Raw genomic sequence first — 16,130 nt, forward strand, 5'->3', positions numbered from 1 at the left:
AGGGCCTGTCGTCGAACCACGGCACGGGCGGGAACGCCGCGACACGGGGCGCCAAGTCTCTGCCTCGTAACCGGAGTTTATACGACGTATGTTCTGAAAATGTTTCGGCTACTGGCCTTGCGGATTTCCGGCAAGACGGAATCCGGACCGGTCCGCGAGGCGATTTCCTCCAATTTGTACGGAGGCTTTGCCGCGCCACCACGTATTACCACGCCGATGCGGTAGGCCGGATCTCGTCGGTGAATCTCACGAGCGAAATGCGGAGGGCGATCGCCGCTGAGATATGCCCGTGGAAGATGCCGGACGCCGCACCACTTCGAGCCTATCGGCACCCGGCCGCCCCCGAGGCGTTATCGATCAGATTGCCGGGGCATCATCGACCGTAGCGCGAGCCCCGGCGTGCCCGGGTTCGCCCCCAAGCGGCCCGTGGCCGCGGGCCGTTCACTGGAGGAGGGACCCTTTCGATGGGGGAGAAGGTCGCCGCGGACGGGATCGACCTGGCGGACCGGGAGCGTTATCGAAGAAAGCTACACGACTGTCTCGAAGGATTGCACAGGCTCCTCGTGGAGAAGCGGTTCGACCGGCCACGGAATCTCATGGGTCTGGAGATCGAGCTCAATCTCGCCGGTGCCGACGGGCGGCCCCGCATGCTGAACTCCCAGGTTCTCGAACGGATCGCCAGCCAGGATTTCCAGACCGAACTCGCCCAGTGCAATCTGGAGGTCAATATCCTCCCGCACCGGCTCTCCGGCCGGGTCCTGGACCAGCTCGCCGAGGAACTCCGCACCGGCCTGAGTTACGCCGAGAGAAAGGCCCGCGAAGTCGCCGCCGGTATCGTGATGATCGGCATTCTGCCGACCCTCGGCGCCACCGACCTGACCGTCGCCAGCCTCTCCGAGAACGACCGCTACGTCATGCTCAACGACCAGATGCGGGCGGCCCGCGGCGAGGACTTCGTCCTGGACATCCAGGGCGTCGAGCACCTGGTGGCCCGGTCGCCCTCGATCGCGCCGGAGGCCGCCTGCACCTCCGTCCAACTGCACCTCCAGGTGACACCGGGCCGCTTCGCCGCCGTATGGAACGCCGCCCAGGCCATTGCCGCCGCACAGATCGCGGTGGGCGCCAACTCGCCGTTCCTCTTCGGCCGTGAACTGTGGCGGGAGTCCCGCCCGCCGGTCTTCCAACAGGCCACCGACACCCGCGCACCGGAACTACAGACACAGGGCGTACGCCCGCGCACCTGGTTCGGCGAACGCTGGGTCGACTCCGCATACGACCTCTTCGAGGAGAACCTGCGCTATTTCCCGCCCCTGCTCCCGGTCTGCGGACCGCAGGAGCCGCTGCGGGTCCTGGCCGAGGGCGGCGTGCCCGACCTGGCCGAACTGGTGCTGCACAACGGCACGATCTACCGCTGGAACCGCCCCGTCTACGCGGTCGCCGACGGCGTCGCCCACCTCAGGGTCGAGAACCGGGTGCTGCCGGCCGGCCCCACCGTCGCCGACACCATCGCCAACACCGCGTTCTACTACGGCCTGGTGCGCGCCCTGGCCGAGGAGCCGCGCCCCATCTGGTCCCGCCTCCCGTTCGCCGCCGCGGCCAAGAACTTCGACACCGCCTGCCGACACGGGATCGACGCCACCCTGCAATGGCCCCGCCCGGGCCGGACCACCGCCCTCGCCGACATCCCGGCGGTACGGCTGGTACGCCAGGAGCTGCTGCCGCTGGCGGCCCGCGGACTGGATGCCTGGGGGGTGGAGCCGGCCGACCGCGACCACTATCTGGCCATCATCGAGGAGCGCTGCCGGCGACGGGTCAACGGCGCCTCCTGGCAGGCCGCCGCCTACCACCACGCCCGCCGCCAGGGCCTGGACCGGGACGCCGCACTCGCCGCCATGACCCGGCGCTACAGCGAACTGATGCACACCGGACAGCCGGTGCACACCTGGCCGGTCGCCTGGCCGCTCGGCGTCCGACCCGCGGTGCCGGGCCCCCGCCAGGCGGCGACCGAGGGGGCATAGCCGCCACCGGGGGGCGAGGCAGGGAGGCCGCCGGCGCGCGGGTTCAGCGGGGCGCCTTGCTGCCCGCCGCCATGATGGCCTTGAGGATCACCTGGTGGATCTGCGACGGATCGTCCACCCGGTGCGCCGAACCGCCGGTGGGCGCCGCGATCCGCTCCAGCGCCGACTCGTCGGCCTCCGGACCGATCGCGACGGCGATCAGCGGCACCGGGCGCCTGGGATCCGCCAGCTTTTCCAGCTTGGTGACCAGGGCATCGAGCCCGATACCGCCGGCGTCGTCATTGGCCCCGTCGGTGACGATCACCACCGCGTTGAACTTCCCGCTCGCATACGTCCGGCGGGCCTCCTCGTAGGCGGCGAGGGTGGTGTCGTACAGGCCGGTGGCGCCGTGGGGCACCGGGGTCAGCGAGCCGAACGCGGCGGCGAGCGCGTCACGGTGGACACCGCCGTCGCCCTCCCGGTCACCGAGACGGCGGGTGGGGGACAGCTCCAGGTAGTCCTTCTCGCCGTCCAGGTGGGTGGCGAACTTCCACAGCCCGATCTCGTCCTCGGGCGTGAACGTGGCCAGCGCCTGGAGGAGCGAATTCCGGGCGAGGTCCATCCGGGTCTGGCCGCCCCGCCCCGGCACCAGGTTGCCCATCGACGCCGAGGTGGCCACCACGGTGGAGATCCGGGCACTCTGCTCCGTGATCGTCCACATGCCCAGCAGCGCCTGAAGTTGTTTGACCGTCGGGGGTTCGGCCGGTGCGGCCGTGTACGGCTGCGGGTCGCGCCCGCCGGCCGCCGCCACCACCTCGGCGTCCGCCGTGCCGTCGCCGGCCCGGAAACCGTGGTCGTGCAGCGCGCGCCGGCCTCCGGGCTCGCCCAGCAGCGTCATGAAGCGGCTGGCGGCCCGCGACCGCTCGGGGCTCATCTCGTCCTCGTCGACCAGGGCGTACGGGTAGTCGAGCCGGGCCGTGCCGTCCTCCGGGTAGAAGAGATCGAGGCGCGGACCGCCGTCCGTTCCCTCGTTGTGGGCGAACGCGGCCTGTTCGGACAGCAGCAGCGCCTGGTTACGGCGCGGATTGCCCTGCTCGGCACCGGAGTCGTCGCGCGGCAACGTGGCCATGACCTGATCGTCGCCGTCCGCGACCCGCTGGTACAGAAGCTTGGCGGTGGCCGCCGTACGGGTGTCCGCCTCGTCCCGGTCCTCGGCGTCCTTCACGTGGGCGGCACTGATACGGGCCAGGGCGAGCAGCCCGGTGGCGCTGCGGGTGGGATCGGCGACACCCAGGCGCAGATCACCGCCGGAGGTCGCGCTCTCGGTGAGACCGGCCCAGGTGTAGCGTTTTGTCGGCCAGCCCAGGGACTTGGCGGCCTCGGGGACGGCGCCCAGCGCCAGGGGTGACGAGGCGATGGTGCCGGCGTCCGTCAGCGGAGTGCCGCCCTCCGACCCGACCCGGCCCACCCACAGGCTCGAATCCGGTATCCACACCTGGAACTCGGGGTCGGCCGGCCGCTGTCCGAAGGAGTCGGCGAGCTCGTGGGAGGGCCGCGCGACGACCCGTACGTCGAGACACCTGCCGTCGGTACGCGTCGCCTTCTCGCGTGCCGTATCGGCCACCGCCTCGACGGCCGGCGCAATATCGGGCGAGGCGGCGACATCGAGCCGCACCGACGGGCCGTCGCACCGCGCGCCGAAGGGCAGCAGACCGCTGCGCAGCGCCAGTACGGAGCCGGCGGCGACCGCCAGCACGAGGCCGGTGACGAGGACGAGGGGGCGGCGCCGGGTTCCGGGGCGGGCCCCCGTGGACCGCGCTGTGGGGCCGTCGGGCAAGCTGTGTCGTCCCATTGCGGTAGCGCCTCTCCTTCTCGGAGCTCGATCGGGAATCGATGGGGGAGGCGGAAATGCGCCATGTGGATGGCGCCCGCCCCCGGCCTGTCGCGCGCGATCTTCGTACCTGCTGTCGAGACCCTAGCGGGGCGGTGATGGCGAAGAGGCGGTAATGCAGAAGTGGAGGAAGCGTGGAGTCGGATACAAGTCCCGGGGCTGGTGCGGACGTTCCGGGGGAGGGCTCCGGCGCCGGCGCGGGACCGGGCACGTCCCAGCAACCGGCCAGGAGCGTCCTGCGCAGCGAGACGCTGATCGTGCTGGCCCTGTCCGTAGGCGCCAGCGCGGCATCGTCACTGATCAGCTTCATCGGATCGGTCACCAAACCCGGCGGCCTCAAACACCAGGCGGCCACGCTCAACGCCTCCCATGCGCCCGGCCGGCCCTGGCTGGATCTCGCCTGGCAGCTGTTCGGGATCGCCACCGCCTTGGTGCCCGTGCTGCTGGTCGGACACCTCCTGCTGCGCGAACGGGCCGGAGGCCTCCGCGCGATCGGCTTCGACCGGACACGCCCCGGCTTCGACCTGAGCCGGGGAACGGGGCTGGCGGCCGCCATCGGCGGCAGCGGCCTGCTGCTCTATCTGGGCGCGCGGGCGGCCGGCGTCAACCTGACGGTGGTGCCCGAGGCGCTGCCCGACGTGTGGTGGAAGATCCCGGTACTGATCGCCTCCGCGGTGCAGAACGCCGTACTGGAGGAGGTCATCGTCGTCGGCTATCTGCTGCGCAGACTGGGCCAGTTGGGCTGGACCCCGATGGCCGCCCTGGTGGCCAGCTCGCTGCTGCGCGGCTCCTACCACCTGTACCAGGGCATCGGCGGCTTCCTCGGCAACATGGTGATGGGCGCCATCTTCGTCCTCCTCTACCGCCGCTGGCACCGCGTCGGCCCCCTGGTAGCCGCCCACGCCCTCATCGACACCGTCGCATTCGTGGGCTACGCGGTATTGGCGGGGCGGGTGGGGTGGCTGCCTACGGGGTGAGGGGCGCTCCCCGAATGCCTCCTACCGGATCCCTCCAACCGGGTGCCTCCTACCAGCTGCCTGATGCCAGATGCCCCCTACCAGCTGCTGCTTGCCGTCCGTAGCTCGTCGGCCGCTTGCTGAGTACCCGCCGATGCTTCCCCCGCCCCCTCCCCCTCTCCCCCTTCGGGGGAGGGGGCGGGGGGTGGGTTCGGGGGTGGGGGGAGTTAATGGGGTATCGCGCGTTCGCGGGCTGAAGCCCGAGCGTGGGCGTCGCCCGGCGCAGTGAGCCCGACTGGTCCGAGGTCCGGGGTCCGGGGTCCGGGGTCCGGGGCCGAGGAGGCGGGGGTCTCCGGGCCCCGGGACCGGGTCCGTGGCGCCTGGCGGTGGGCGGAGGTTGGCGGGGCGCGGCGTCTGGGCGTGGTGCAGGAGATGACCGAGCCGGCGAACGTGGCCGGTCGGCCCTGCGTGGTCCTCAGCGACTGGGAAGGCGCAGGAGGCGGAGTGGGCGGCCTCGAGGGCGCCTGTGGGGTGTGCGGGGCCGACGATCGGCTCGGCGGGGTGTGGTCGGCCGGGCGCCGGCCCCTGTCGGACGCGAGGCCCCTGTCGGACGCGGGGCCCTACGGGAGCGTGCCCGGGCGGGTGTCCGACGGGCGGGTCGGACGGCGTCGGAAACGGCGGCCGTGCCGCCCGGCCGAGGCATCTGCGCAAGGGTGGCCGGTCAGGCCTTGGTCAGCAGTTCGCCGTCGATCACCGTGACCGCGGAACCGGTCAACAGCGTACGGTCGCCGCGCAGTTCGGTACGCACGTAGCCGGTACGGGCCGCGCCCTGCAGGCCGACCAGTGAGGCGCGGCCCAGCCGTGCCGACCAGAACGGAGCGAGCGCGGTGTGCGCGCTGCCCGTTACCGGGTCCTCGTCGATGCCGACCGCAGGGAAGAAGCATCGCGAGAGGAAGTCGTGGCCACCGAGGGGGTCTTCGGCGCGCGCGGTGGCGATCACCCCGCGGCCGCCGTGCCCGGCCAGTGCCTTGAGGTCCGGGGTCAGGGCCCGTACGGACTTCTCGTCGGCCAGCTCGACCAGCAGATCACCGACGTTCGGGCCCGTGTCGTGGGCCGAGAGGACGTCGACACCCAGCGCGGCCGCAACCACGGCCGGCACCTCGACCGGGGTGAGCGGCGCGGTAGGGAAGTCCATGGTGATCGCACCGTCGTCGCCGGCCGTCGTGGTCAGCACCCCGCTGCGGGTGCGGAAGCGGACCGTCCCGGTGGCGATCCCGGTGCTGTGCAGAACGTGCGCGGTGGCCAAAGTGGCGTGCCCGCACATGTTCACCTCGGCGGCCGGGGTGAGCCAGCGCAGCGCCCAGTCGGCGTCGCCGCCCTCGGGCAGGGGGTGCGCGAAGGCCGTTTCGGAGAGGTTGACCTCCTTGGCGACCTGCTGCAGCCAGGCCGTTTCGGGAAAGGCGTCGGAGTCGAAGAGCACGACTCCCGCGGGGTTGCCGGCGAACGGACGCTCAGTGAAGGCGTCGACGATGCGAATCCTCATGGACGTGAGAGTAGAGGGGCCACAGAGCCGCGGGCCAAGGCCAATCGCGGGAAATTGGACCTGCTGGACGACGTTCGAGCGGACTGGTGGGCACAGGCCGGCCGCCCCCCGGCGAATCGTGCCGGTCACGTCGGCGTGGAGTCATGGAGCCGTGGAGTCGTGGGGACGCGGAGTCGGCCTGCGGGCGGTGGGGTGCTGGTGCGCGCCGCCGCTGACTGCCAGGGCCTCGCGCTCATCGAATCAGCTGTAGCTCGGGTCTTGATTCGACGAACAGTCCCGATATATCGTTGAAGCATCGCGACCGATCAACGATAGGAATGGAGGACGCCACCATGCGTTCCCAAGGACACGAGCACGGACACGAGAACCGGCACGAGCGCTACGGGCCCGGGCGTCAGGGCGGCCGGGGCGGCGACTTCGGGGGTGGCTGGGAGCGGCGGCGCGCCGCCTTCGGTCCCTTCGGCCCGCCGTTCGGAGGTCCGCCCTTCGGTGGCGGCCGGGGCCGTGGCGGCCCGCGCGGCCGGGCGCGGCGCGGAGATGTGCGCTCGTCGATACTGGCGCTGCTCAAGGACCGCCCGATGCACGGCTACGAAATGATCCAGGAGATCGCCGAGCGCAGCGGTGGGGCGTGGAAGCCCAGCCCCGGCTCGGTCTACCCGACCCTGCAACTCCTCGAGGACGAGGGGCTGATCGCCAGTGCCAGTGAGGGCGGCAAGAAGCTGTTCTCGCTGACCGACGCCGGACGTGCCGAGGCCGACAGCGGCTCGGACGCCCCCTGGGAGGACGCCGGCCGCGGTGTCGACTGGGAGGCGATGAATGAAATACGCAAGGCGGGCGGAGGCCTGGTCGAGGCGTTCCGGCAGGTGTGGGCCACCGGCAGTCCCGAGCAGCGGGAAAAGGCCATGGCGGTGGTCAACAAGGCCCGCAAGGAGCTGTATCTGATCCTCGCCGAAGAGGACTGATGTCACGGCTCCCTGTCGACGGGGGGTGGGCGTCGGGCTCTCGTTGAGTGGATTGACGTCGAGCCCGGCGCCGGGTTCTCAGGTCAGCAGGCCGGCGAGCTTGCGCAGTGACTCGTTCATCGCGGCGCTCGCCGAGTCCTTGAGCTTTCCTGCCATCAGGGAAACCGCGGCGCCCGTGAACGACCCGTCGACCTGAACGGTGGTCGCGTCGCCGTCCGGTGTGAGGGCGTAACGCATTCCGAGGCTGACGCCCATGGGCCCCTTGCCCGAGATGTCGAGCAGGCGACCCGGTTCCAGTTCCCGTACGGTCCAGGTGACCTCGGCGGGGAAGCTCATCAGCCTCATGTTCTCTTCGTAGGCCGCGCCCACTTCCAGCTTTTCCGGGCCGCCCTTCGGGAAGGAGGTGTGGGTGGCGTTCCACTGCCCGTACGCATCGAAGTCGGTGAGCTGTTCCCAGACCTTCTCGGCCGGCGCCTCGATGCGAGCCTGCGCGGTGACTTCGGCCATGCGATCACCCCTCCGGTGACGGTCCTGGCTGGTGCCGCGGAACGTAGCCGGGCGGTGCGGAAGGTTCAATACCGGCGACCTTAATTCCTGATGGATCGTCAGTTCTGGCCGTCGGGCAGGTCGGTCGCACTGATCCCGGGAGTCGCTCGCGGGAGGGAGGAGATGCCGGTCAAGGATGTCCGACCTCCACGGAATCTACGTATTCCCTCCGTCGCATCTCCTCCTTGAGGATGAGATTCCGGGGTGGCATCCGCAACCAGCGTGGGATGCGCAAATGCTTCCCGGCGGGGATGCCCGGGCCTTCAGCGGCTGGTGCAGTGGGGTTGTGCAAAACCGTACTGCGTATAGCGGAACCGACGACTCCGCTCAGGAGGACCTCGGCAGCCGGCTCACCGCCGACCTCGCGTCGGTGGTCTCCGCGGCCCGCAGGCGGGCCACCCGGGACGGTGACCGGCAGGTCGACACCGCACATCTGCTGCACGGTCTGCTGGAATCTGACCCCGCCGTCCGCGCGACCTTCGATGGAGGGCCGCAGGTGGCCCGGTTGCTCGGCTATCTCGTCCAGCGCAGCATCGGCTACGGACTCCAGTGGCACGGCACGGTCGAGGACTCGGGTGCCGTTCCAGTGGTCACCGAAGGTGGCGTTCCCGGATGGTCACCAGCCGCGGCCGCCGCCATGGACGGTGCCCTCGACCGCGCGCACGCCCGCTACGACACCCGTGCCGGCTGCCTCGATCTGCTCGCCGCTCTCGTCGACGACCCCGAGTCGCGGGCCGTCGAGGTGCTGCGCCGGGCCTCCGTCGACACCGCCCGGCTCGCCGCCCGTCTGGACGGGGACCGCCCCGGCCAGGACTGACAGGGGTCTCGGGGGTTGCGCTGCTGACGGCGGCTGTCATGATGACCCGATGCACGCGTCATCAGGGAGCCCGGCAGGTCGAGCGGTCGGTCCGGGCCAGGCAACTCCAGGGTCCTGGTCGGATCGGCGAGCGTCTGCGCGCGAGGGGCGCGGGGCCGGCGCGCCGCGGGGCCGTGGTGCCGGTATCGGGATCGCCCTGCTGTCGGCGCTCGCCTTCGGCGGCTCGGGCGTGGCGGCCAAACCCCTGATCACGGCCGGTCTTGAACCGCTGCACGTCACCTGGCTCCGGGTGGCCGGCGCGGCGCTGGTCATGCTGCCGCTGGCCTGGCGCCACCGGGATCTGCCGCGCCGCCGGCCCGCCCTGCTCGCGGGCTTCGGGCTGCTCGCCGTCGCCGGTGTGCAGGCGTGTTACTTCGCCGCGCTCTCCCGCATCCCCGTGGGCGTGGCCCTGCTGATCGAATATCTCGCGCCGGCGCTTGTCCTCGGCTGGGTCCGTTTCGTACAGAAGCGGCCGGTCACCCGTGCCGCGGCGGTCGGTGTGGTGCTCGCCGTCGGTGGTCTCGCCTGTGTCGTGGAGATCTGGTCCGGGCTGCGCTTCGACGTGCTCGGCCTGGCGCTCGCGCTCGGGGCGGCCTGCTGCCAGGTGGGCTACTTCGTGCTCTCCGACCACGGCAGCGACGGTGAGGACACCGCGGATCCGCTCGGGGTGATCGCATACGGCCTGCTGATCGGCGCCGTCATCCTCACCGCGATCGCGCGCCCCTGGGAGCTCGACTGGACGGTCCTCGGCGGCGGTGCGGACATGAACGGCACCCAGGTGCCTGCTGCCCTGCTGCTCGCCTGGATCGTGCTGGTCGCGACGGTGGCGGCCTATCTGACCGGAGTGGTGTCGATCCGCCGGCTCTCGCCCCAGGTGGCCGGGGTCGTCGCCTGTCTGGAGGCGGTCATCGCGACCGTACTGGCCTGGGTACTGCTCGGTGAGCACCTCTCCGCTCCGCAGATCCTGGGCGGGGTGGTCGTCCTGATCGGCGCCTTCATCGCGCAGTTGGCCAAACCACAGCCGACCGAGTCGTTGGTCGTGGCGGGCGCGGGTACGAGCACGGGCGCGCGAACCGGGGAGCCCATGGGCCTGACGGAGTCCATCGGTACAGGGGAGACCCGGGGTACGGCAGGGGCCACGGGTACGGGGGAGAGTACGGGCGCTCGCGGCGGTGCCGTCTGATCCGGCGTGGATACGGCAGAGGCAGAGGCAGAGGCAGAGGCAGAGGCAGAGGCCGCGGCAGGAGTGGCGGCGGGTGCCGGGGACGGCGTACCGCCCGGATCGCTCGGATCGCCGGGATCGCCCGCCGCAGAGCGTATCGAACATGCCTGCGGCCGTGCTGTCGCCTCCTGCCGCATAAGACGGGCGGCGGCCTCCGAGGAGACTCCGGTTCGGGGCCAGTTCCGAGCTGACCGTCGCTGCGGGCATACGGGACTGGCGGTACCACCGCCGCCGGCGTGGCCGTTGCCTTGCTCCACCGGGGCCCGCTCTCATCGCCGTCGGGGCGCGGGTGACGATGGGCGGTGGCACGGCGCGAGCTGCGTGCCCGCAATCGTCGGGGCGCTGGTGGGGCTGACCGTACTGGTAAACACACGGCCACGGTTGCCCAACTGAGGCAGCCACGCTTGGCCGAGGCATCGACCCCCGCTGAGCCCCGGCACCCCGCTGAGCACCGGCCCCCAACTGGGGCACCCGCACCCAACTGAGCACCGTCGCCCGACTGAGGCGCCGGCCCCCGACCGAGGCACCGGCCCCCAACGGAGCACCGTCGCCCGACTGAGGCACCGACGCTCGGCTGAGATGCCGGCGTCGGGCTGAAGCCAAGGCGCCTTCAATACGTCGGGGAGAAGCCCGGCCGGAGGTAGCGGCCGGGCGCTCGCCGTCGGTAGGAGAGCCCGCTCAGGGGGTGGGCGTTCCGGGGACCGTACCGGTGGCAGCTGCCAGGCGGCGCTGCTGGTGGGCGCGGGCGGCTGCGTCGCCGGGGCCGTTTCGCTCGGCGAGACGGTCCGAGATGCGGTGCTGGACGGTCTCGCTGCGCTTGCCTCCGTATTTGAACTTGGCGCGGATGTCGTGCACTTCCAGGCGCAGGCCGCGGATCCCGGAGAGCAGCCGCCCGTACGGTGCCTCACCGGCGGTGACCGGGGCCGAGCCGCCCTCGGGCTGGAAGTGGCCCATCTGCCGATGCAGCAGCGCCGCCTTCGCCTCCGGATCGTCCACGACATGGGCCGTGCAGCTCAGCTGGACCGCGGCGTAGAAGCTCGTGGGGACGCCGTGCTCGGGAGGCCGGCCCTCGTCGGCCTGCCAGGGGCCGGGGATGAAGGTGTAGTCGTCCACCACGCTCAACAGCACCTGCGGACGGTCCGCCAGCGCCTCCCAGAGGGGATTCGGGCGGGCCAGATGCGTCACTGCCTCGCCACGGTCGGGGTCGTAGGCGAAATGCAGGGGCTGTACCAGCGGTGGTTCGCCGGGCCTTCCGTTGGCGGCCAGCTGACCGAAGTCGTGTACGGAGAGCCAGCGTTGCCACTCGGCGTCATCGGTGGGGGCGTCCCAGGGGTGGATCAGCACGGGTGCTCCTCAACGGGCGGTGAGGTAGGCCGGCTCCGGGATACCGGGCGCGAGGTCGTCGGACGGTATGGGGGCGCCGTACACCGGGGCCACGGGAAGGACGCCGCTCCAATACGGCAGCGCGAGGTCCTCCGGCTCGTCGTTCGGGCCGCCGGTACGGATCTTCGCGGAGACGTCGCGCAGGTCCAGGCGGATCACGGCGGTGGCGGCCAGCTCCTTGGCGTTGCCGGGGCGGGAGTCCGCGGCACGCCCGGGCAGGACGTGGTCGACCAGCGCGTCCAGGGCGGACGTCTTCTCCTCCGCGTCGGTCACTTGGTACGCGGTGCCGTGCACCACGACCGAGCGGTAGTTGATGGAGTGGTGGAAAGCGGACCGGGCCAGCACCAGGCCGTCGACGTGGGTGACGGTGACGCAGACCTCCAGACCAGGGTCCGGGGCCCCGCCGGCCATCCGCAGCGGCCGGGAGCCGGTCGAACCGTGCAGGTAGAGGCGGTCGCCGACCCGGCCGTAGAGCGTCGGCAGGACGACCGGGGAACCATCGCGGACGAAGCCCAGGTGGCAGACGTAGCCCTCGTCGAGGATGGCGTGCACCGTCTCGTGGTCGTAGGCGGCGCGCTCGCGGGCGCGGGTCGGGGTCGTGAGGTCGCTCGGCGCGTACGACTCGGCAGAGGCCATTGCCAGCTCCATTGCACTAGTGCATAATCAAGTTTGTGCTAGGAGAGTATCGGATCGAAGGGCGGCGCGCATCGGAGATTGCCGCCAGCGTCGAGCGAGCCGTCGGTGCGGGCGAGCTCCAACCAGGCGAAGTCCTGCCCCCGCTCAGGGAGTTGGCCGTCTATCTGGAGGTCAATCCGAATACGGTCGCGGCCGCGTACCGCACGCTGCGCGACCGGGGAGTGATCGAAACCGCGGGCCGCCGCGGCAGCCGGGTGCGCCCGCGCCCCGCGAGTACCCCTCGTGAGGCGCTGCGGGTGGAGGTGCCCCCGGGGGTCCGCGACACCTCCGACGGCAACCCGGACCCGTCCCTGCTGCCCCCGCTGGAACGGGCGCTGGCCGCGGCCGCGGCACGCAGCTCCCGACGGCCGGTGCTCTACGGCACTCCAGCCGTCGACGAGGAACTGGCCGCGCTGGCCCGCTCGGCCTTCGCCGATGACGGCGTGACGGAGGGCCCGATCGCCGTCACCAGCGGCTCACTCGACGCCATCGAGCGGGTGCTCGCCGCCCATCTACGGCCCGGCGACAGCGTGGCCGTGGAAGACCCCGGGTGGGGCAGCCTGCTGGACCTCGTCCCGGCGCTCGGCCTGCGACCCGCACCGGTCGGCGTGGACGACGAAGGGCCACTGCCCGCCCGGCTGGCGCAGGCACTGGAGGACGGCGCCCGCGCGGTCGTCGTCACGGCCCGGGCGCAGAACCCCACCGGCGCCGCGGTGACGGCCGCCCGCGCCGCCGAGCTCCGCGCGCTCCTCGCCGACCATCCCGGCGTCCTCCTCATCGAGGACGACCACGGCCACGGCATCGTCGACCTCCCGCTCCATCCACTCTCCGGCACCACCGACCACTGGGTGCTGGTCCGCTCGACGGCCAAGGCCTACGGCCCCGATCTGCGCCTGGCGGTGCTCACCGGCGACGCGGTGACCGTCGACCGGGTACGCGGCCGGCAGCGGCTGGGTCCCGGTTGGGTCAGCCATCTCCTCCAGGACGCGGTCGTCCAGTTGTGGCAGACGTCCGCGGTCGATCCGACGGCCGTGGCCGGCGCGTACGGCCGGCGCCGGGACCCGCTGATACGGGCGCTGGCCGAGCGCGGGGTGCCGGCGCGCGGGCGCAGCGGGATGAACGTGTGGGTGCCGGTCCCGGACGAGACCGGCGCGGTGGCCCGACTGCTGCATGCCGGCTGGGCAGTCGCCCCCGGCGCGCGCTTCCGGCTGCATTCCCCACCGGGAATCCGCATCACGGTCTCCCGGCTGTCCCCTCACGACATCGAGCCGGTCGCCGACGCCGTCGCCGGGGCCACGGGGGCGGGTGAGCTACGACGATACGAATAGGGAAGTCGAATAGGGCAGTGACCAATAGGGAGTGTCGAGTAGGGGAGTGTCGAGGGGCTACTAGGGGGCATCTTCAGCCTCGGCCGCACCGACCTTGTGCGCCCAGGCGGCCGACTGCAGTGCGGGGCGGGCCCGCCGTCGGGAGAGGGGGACTTGCGTCCATCGGGGCGCTGCCCAGGTCCCAGGCGGGTGCCGCCGATGGTGAACCGGCTGTCCTGGTGGGCGCGTCGGGCCGCGGCGGCCAGGTGGTCGAGGGCCGTCCAGCCGTATCTGTCGCGGTGGGGCTCCAGACCCGTTCAGTGGGTGCGGCTGCCGCAGAAGCGCACGGCGGCGATGCGGAGGGGCGGCATGGTGCCGTGCTGCTCTGCACGGTGATCTCTTCGCGGTGATCCCGGGCTGTCCGTGGCACGGCATGCGGGCTGGGGCACGGGCCCCAGGTCCAGCGGTCACCCGAGCCGTCGGCGGAGGCCACCACTGCTCCCGCCACCCCGCCGCCCCTGCCGGCCCCGCCGCCCGCGGCAGTCGCGCCGGCCGCGGGCGGCCGGTGCGATCCCACCCAGCGCGCCCGCCTCCCCCTCACCTCCCTCACCTCTCACCCCTCCACCCTCACCCGTCAGCCTTCGCTTGTCAGCTGTGCTCGGCACGGGAACTGCCATAGAGCGGCGGCCCGTTGGCTCTCGATCGTGAGAGGCGAAGAGGGAGGGGAAGGGGGAGCGGGAAGGGGGCAGGGGGAAAGAGGAAGGGGAAGGAGTAACGGGCCAGAAGGTCAGTCGTTGGCGGGGGAGCGCCGGGGCTTCGACGGGCGGGGCTTGCTCTGGGTGAGGGCGGCGCCGGCCAGCACGATCAGGGCGCCGACCGGGGTGTTCCAGCTGAGGTGCTCGTTCAGGAGGGCGACGCCGGCGGCCGTGGCGATCACGGGGACGAAGTAGGTGACCATCTGCGCCGTGGTGGGGCCGATCTCGGCGACCAGGCCGTACTGGAGGAGGAAGGCGAAGCCGGTGCCCAGCGCGCCGAGTGCGAAGACCGCGAGCACCGGGAGGATCGGATAGCCGGCCGGGGCGGTGGTGAACAGTGGTGTGACGACGGCCAGTTGGGCGGTGGCGAGCAGCAGTTGGGTGCTGGACATCGACAGGTGGGAGTGCGTGGCGCCGGCCAGGGCGCGGCGGACGTAGATCCAGCCGATGGGGTAGCTGAGCGAGGCGCCCAGTGCCATCGCGGTGCCGGTCAGGTCCGTACCGGCGAAGCCCTGCCAGGCGCCGAGCACGGTCAGCACGCCCAGGAAGCCGATGCCGAGACCGGCGACCCGTCGCCGGGTCGGGCGGTCCTCGGAGAGCGCCACGACCGACAGCGCCATGCCCCACAGCGGCGAGGTGGCGTTGCAGATGCCGGCCAGGGTGGAGGGGATGGTCAGCTCGGAGTAGGCGAAGAGGGAGAACGGCAGCGCGTTGAGGAAGAACGCGGCGACGGCGAGATGTCCCCACGTGCGGGCGGAGCGCGGCAGTCGTTCGCGCTTGATCACGAGGATGGCCAGCAGTACCAGCGCGCCGAACATCACCCGGCCGAGCGTGACCTGCAGCGGCGCGAAGCCGTGGGTGCCCACCTTGATGAAGAGGAAGCTGAAGCCCCAGATGAGGACGAGGATCGCGAAGCGGACCTGCCAGCCGCGGGCGCGCGGCCGGGCGGCAGCTGCTGGCCGTGAGGCGGCGGGGGCGGTGGTGTCCGTCGTCGCGACGCGGCCGGCGGAGGCGACGGGAGTGCTGGTGGCGCTGGTCATGACACCTAAGATGGTGGATGCAACTTCGTAGCACAAGCGAGTTTTTGTGGCAGGTATCGCGTAGCATTGCTTATATGTTGAACCTTGATCGCCTACGGACGCTGAGCGCGGTCGCCCGCCACGGCTCGGTCAGCGCGGCCGCCGACGGGCTGCATGTGACCACCTCGGCCGTCTCGCAGCAGATCGCCAAGCTGGAACGGGAAACCGGACAGCAGCTGCTGGCGAAGAACGGGCGCGGGGTGCGGCTGACCGACGCCGGACGGCTGCTCGCCGACCACGCGGTACGGATCCTCTCCCAGGTCGAACTCGCCCAGGCCGAGCTGGAGGCGCACCGCGGCCAGGCGGTCGGTGAGCTGCGGATGGGCGCCTTTCCCACCGCGGCGCGCGGGCTCTTCCCGGCCGCGCTCGCCGGGCTGCGCACCGCGCATCCCCAACTGCGCGCCCGACTGACCGAGATGGAGCCGGACGAGTCGGTACGCGGGGTGGTGCGCGGCGACATCGATCTGGCCGTGGTCCTGGACTGGTACAACCGCCCGCTGTCCCTCCCCGACGGACTGGCGAAATCGCCGCTGCTGGACGACCCGGCCGATGTGGCGATGCCGGTCACGCATCCGCTGGCCCAGCGGCAGTCCGTGGAGCTGGAGGAGTTCGCGGAGGACGAGTGGATCTCCTGGCCCCAGGGGGAGTTCTGCAACGAGTGGCTGATGTTCACGTTGCGCAGCAAGGGCATCGAACCTCGCATCGCCCACATGGCCGAGGAGCACGGCACCCAGCTCGCCCTGATCGCGGCCGGGCTCGGCGTCGCGGTGGCGCCCCGCCTCGGCCGCGGACCGGTGCCCGAGGGGGTGAGCGTGGTGCCCGTACGCCACACGATGCGCCGTCATGTGTATGCCATCTGGCGCGCGGACGCGGACCGCAGGCCCTCGATCCGCGCCGCGGTGGACGCGCTGCGGGCGGCCGCCGAGAAGGTCGAGGCCGACTGAACGGGACGGTGGGC

Annotated in this window: 13 protein-coding genes; 7 read left to right on the forward strand and 6 right to left on the reverse strand. The window is 71.7% G+C overall.

Annotated elements, in window-relative coordinates; genetic code table 11:
- Positions 1-464: 464 nt before the first annotated feature.
- Positions 465-2,018 (forward strand): glutamate-cysteine ligase family protein, encoded by a 1,554-nt coding sequence (locus ACFV1J_RS30230; protein WP_385863340.1) that lies wholly within the window; start codon positions 465-467, stop codon positions 2,016-2,018.
- Positions 2,019-2,061: 43 nt separating this feature from the next.
- Here the strand turns inward: ACFV1J_RS30230 and ACFV1J_RS30235 are convergent, their stop codons facing one another.
- Positions 2,062-3,849, reverse strand: coding sequence for a substrate-binding and VWA domain-containing protein (locus tag ACFV1J_RS30235; protein WP_385863342.1), 1,788 nt, complete (start codon positions 3,847-3,849; stop codon positions 2,062-2,064).
- Between the two features lie 173 nt (positions 3,850-4,022).
- On the opposite strand from ACFV1J_RS30235, the gene ACFV1J_RS30240 reads away from it, so the two are divergent.
- A complete protein-coding gene (locus ACFV1J_RS30240; protein WP_385863344.1) occupies positions 4,023-4,865 on the forward strand; it encodes a CPBP family intramembrane glutamic endopeptidase in 843 nt (280 codons plus the stop codon).
- A gap of 700 nt (positions 4,866-5,565) precedes the next feature.
- Here the strand turns inward: ACFV1J_RS30240 and ACFV1J_RS30245 are convergent.
- On the reverse strand, positions 5,566-6,387 hold the full coding sequence (locus tag ACFV1J_RS30245; protein WP_385863345.1) for a PhzF family phenazine biosynthesis protein: 822 nt from the start codon (positions 6,385-6,387) through the stop codon (positions 5,566-5,568).
- Between the two features lie 332 nt (positions 6,388-6,719).
- Between ACFV1J_RS30245 and ACFV1J_RS30250 the strand changes: the two genes are divergently transcribed.
- A complete protein-coding gene (locus tag ACFV1J_RS30250; RefSeq protein WP_385863347.1) occupies positions 6,720-7,349 on the forward strand; it encodes a PadR family transcriptional regulator in 630 nt (209 codons plus the stop codon).
- Between the two features lie 78 nt (positions 7,350-7,427).
- Here ACFV1J_RS30250 and ACFV1J_RS30255 read toward each other — a convergent pair whose 3' ends face one another.
- Complete coding sequence (locus tag ACFV1J_RS30255) at positions 7,428-7,856, reverse strand: SRPBCC family protein (RefSeq protein ID WP_385863350.1); 429 nt, start codon at positions 7,854-7,856, stop codon at positions 7,428-7,430.
- Between the two features lie 325 nt (positions 7,857-8,181).
- Between ACFV1J_RS30255 and ACFV1J_RS30260 the strand changes: the two genes are divergently transcribed.
- Together ACFV1J_RS30260 and ACFV1J_RS30265 are read left to right on the forward strand one after the other, a co-directional pair.
- Positions 8,182-8,712, forward strand: coding sequence for a Clp protease N-terminal domain-containing protein (locus ACFV1J_RS30260; RefSeq protein ID WP_385863352.1), 531 nt, complete (start codon positions 8,182-8,184; stop codon positions 8,710-8,712).
- Between the two features lie 49 nt (positions 8,713-8,761).
- Positions 8,762-9,934: a DMT family transporter gene (locus ACFV1J_RS30265; RefSeq protein ID WP_385863354.1), complete on the forward strand. Its 1,173-nt coding sequence runs from the start codon at positions 8,762-8,764 to the stop codon at positions 9,932-9,934.
- Positions 9,935-10,651: 717 nt separating this feature from the next.
- Here ACFV1J_RS30265 and ACFV1J_RS30270 read toward each other — a convergent pair.
- Positions 10,652-11,317: an FMN-binding negative transcriptional regulator gene (locus ACFV1J_RS30270; protein WP_385863357.1), complete on the reverse strand. Its 666-nt coding sequence runs from the start codon at positions 11,315-11,317 to the stop codon at positions 10,652-10,654.
- A gap of 9 nt (positions 11,318-11,326) precedes the next feature.
- Positions 11,327-11,992 carry a pyridoxamine 5'-phosphate oxidase family protein gene (locus ACFV1J_RS30275; protein ID WP_385863360.1) on the reverse strand — a complete coding sequence of 222 codons (666 nt, stop codon included), beginning with the start codon at positions 11,990-11,992 and terminating at the stop codon, positions 11,327-11,329.
- A 35-nt stretch (positions 11,993-12,027) separates the two neighbouring features.
- Here ACFV1J_RS30275 and ACFV1J_RS30280 point away from each other — a divergent pair, with 35 nt between their 5' ends.
- Positions 12,028-13,359, forward strand: coding sequence for an aminotransferase class I/II-fold pyridoxal phosphate-dependent enzyme (locus ACFV1J_RS30280; RefSeq protein WP_385863363.1), 1,332 nt, complete (start codon positions 12,028-12,030; stop codon positions 13,357-13,359).
- Between the two features lie 766 nt (positions 13,360-14,125).
- Here ACFV1J_RS30280 and ACFV1J_RS30285 read toward each other — a convergent pair.
- Positions 14,126-15,133: a DMT family transporter gene (locus ACFV1J_RS30285; RefSeq protein WP_385863366.1), complete on the reverse strand. Its 1,008-nt coding sequence runs from the start codon at positions 15,131-15,133 to the stop codon at positions 14,126-14,128.
- 74 nt (positions 15,134-15,207) lie between these two features.
- On the opposite strand from ACFV1J_RS30285, the gene ACFV1J_RS30290 reads away from it, so the two are divergent.
- Positions 15,208-16,116, forward strand: a complete 909-nt coding sequence (locus ACFV1J_RS30290) for a LysR family transcriptional regulator (protein ID WP_385863368.1) — start codon at positions 15,208-15,210, stop codon at positions 16,114-16,116.
- Positions 16,117-16,130 lie beyond the last annotated feature (14 nt).

This window comes from Streptomyces sp. NPDC059649, assembly GCF_042734445.1.
Lineage (GTDB): Bacteria > Actinomycetota > Actinomycetes > Streptomycetales > Streptomycetaceae > Streptomyces.

Coding starts and splice junctions, on each gene's coding strand:
- ACFV1J_RS30230 (WP_385863340.1), top strand. CDS start 465: ATGGGGGAGAAGGTCGCCGCGGACGGGATCGACCTGGCGGACCGGGAG.
- ACFV1J_RS30235 (WP_385863342.1), bottom strand. CDS start 3,849: ATGGGACGACACAGCTTGCCCGACGGCCCCACAGCGCGGTCCACGGGG.
- ACFV1J_RS30245 (WP_385863345.1), bottom strand. CDS start 6,387: ATGAGGATTCGCATCGTCGACGCCTTCACTGAGCGTCCGTTCGCCGGC.
- ACFV1J_RS30250 (WP_385863347.1), top strand. CDS start 6,720: ATGCGTTCCCAAGGACACGAGCACGGACACGAGAACCGGCACGAGCGC.
- ACFV1J_RS30255 (WP_385863350.1), bottom strand. CDS start 7,856: ATGGCCGAAGTCACCGCGCAGGCTCGCATCGAGGCGCCGGCCGAGAAG.
- ACFV1J_RS30265 (WP_385863354.1), top strand. CDS start 8,762: ATGCACGCGTCATCAGGGAGCCCGGCAGGTCGAGCGGTCGGTCCGGGC.
- ACFV1J_RS30275 (WP_385863360.1), bottom strand. CDS start 11,992: ATGGCCTCTGCCGAGTCGTACGCGCCGAGCGACCTCACGACCCCGACC.
- ACFV1J_RS30285 (WP_385863366.1), bottom strand. CDS start 15,133: ATGACCAGCGCCACCAGCACTCCCGTCGCCTCCGCCGGCCGCGTCGCG.
- ACFV1J_RS30290 (WP_385863368.1), top strand. CDS start 15,208: ATGTTGAACCTTGATCGCCTACGGACGCTGAGCGCGGTCGCCCGCCAC.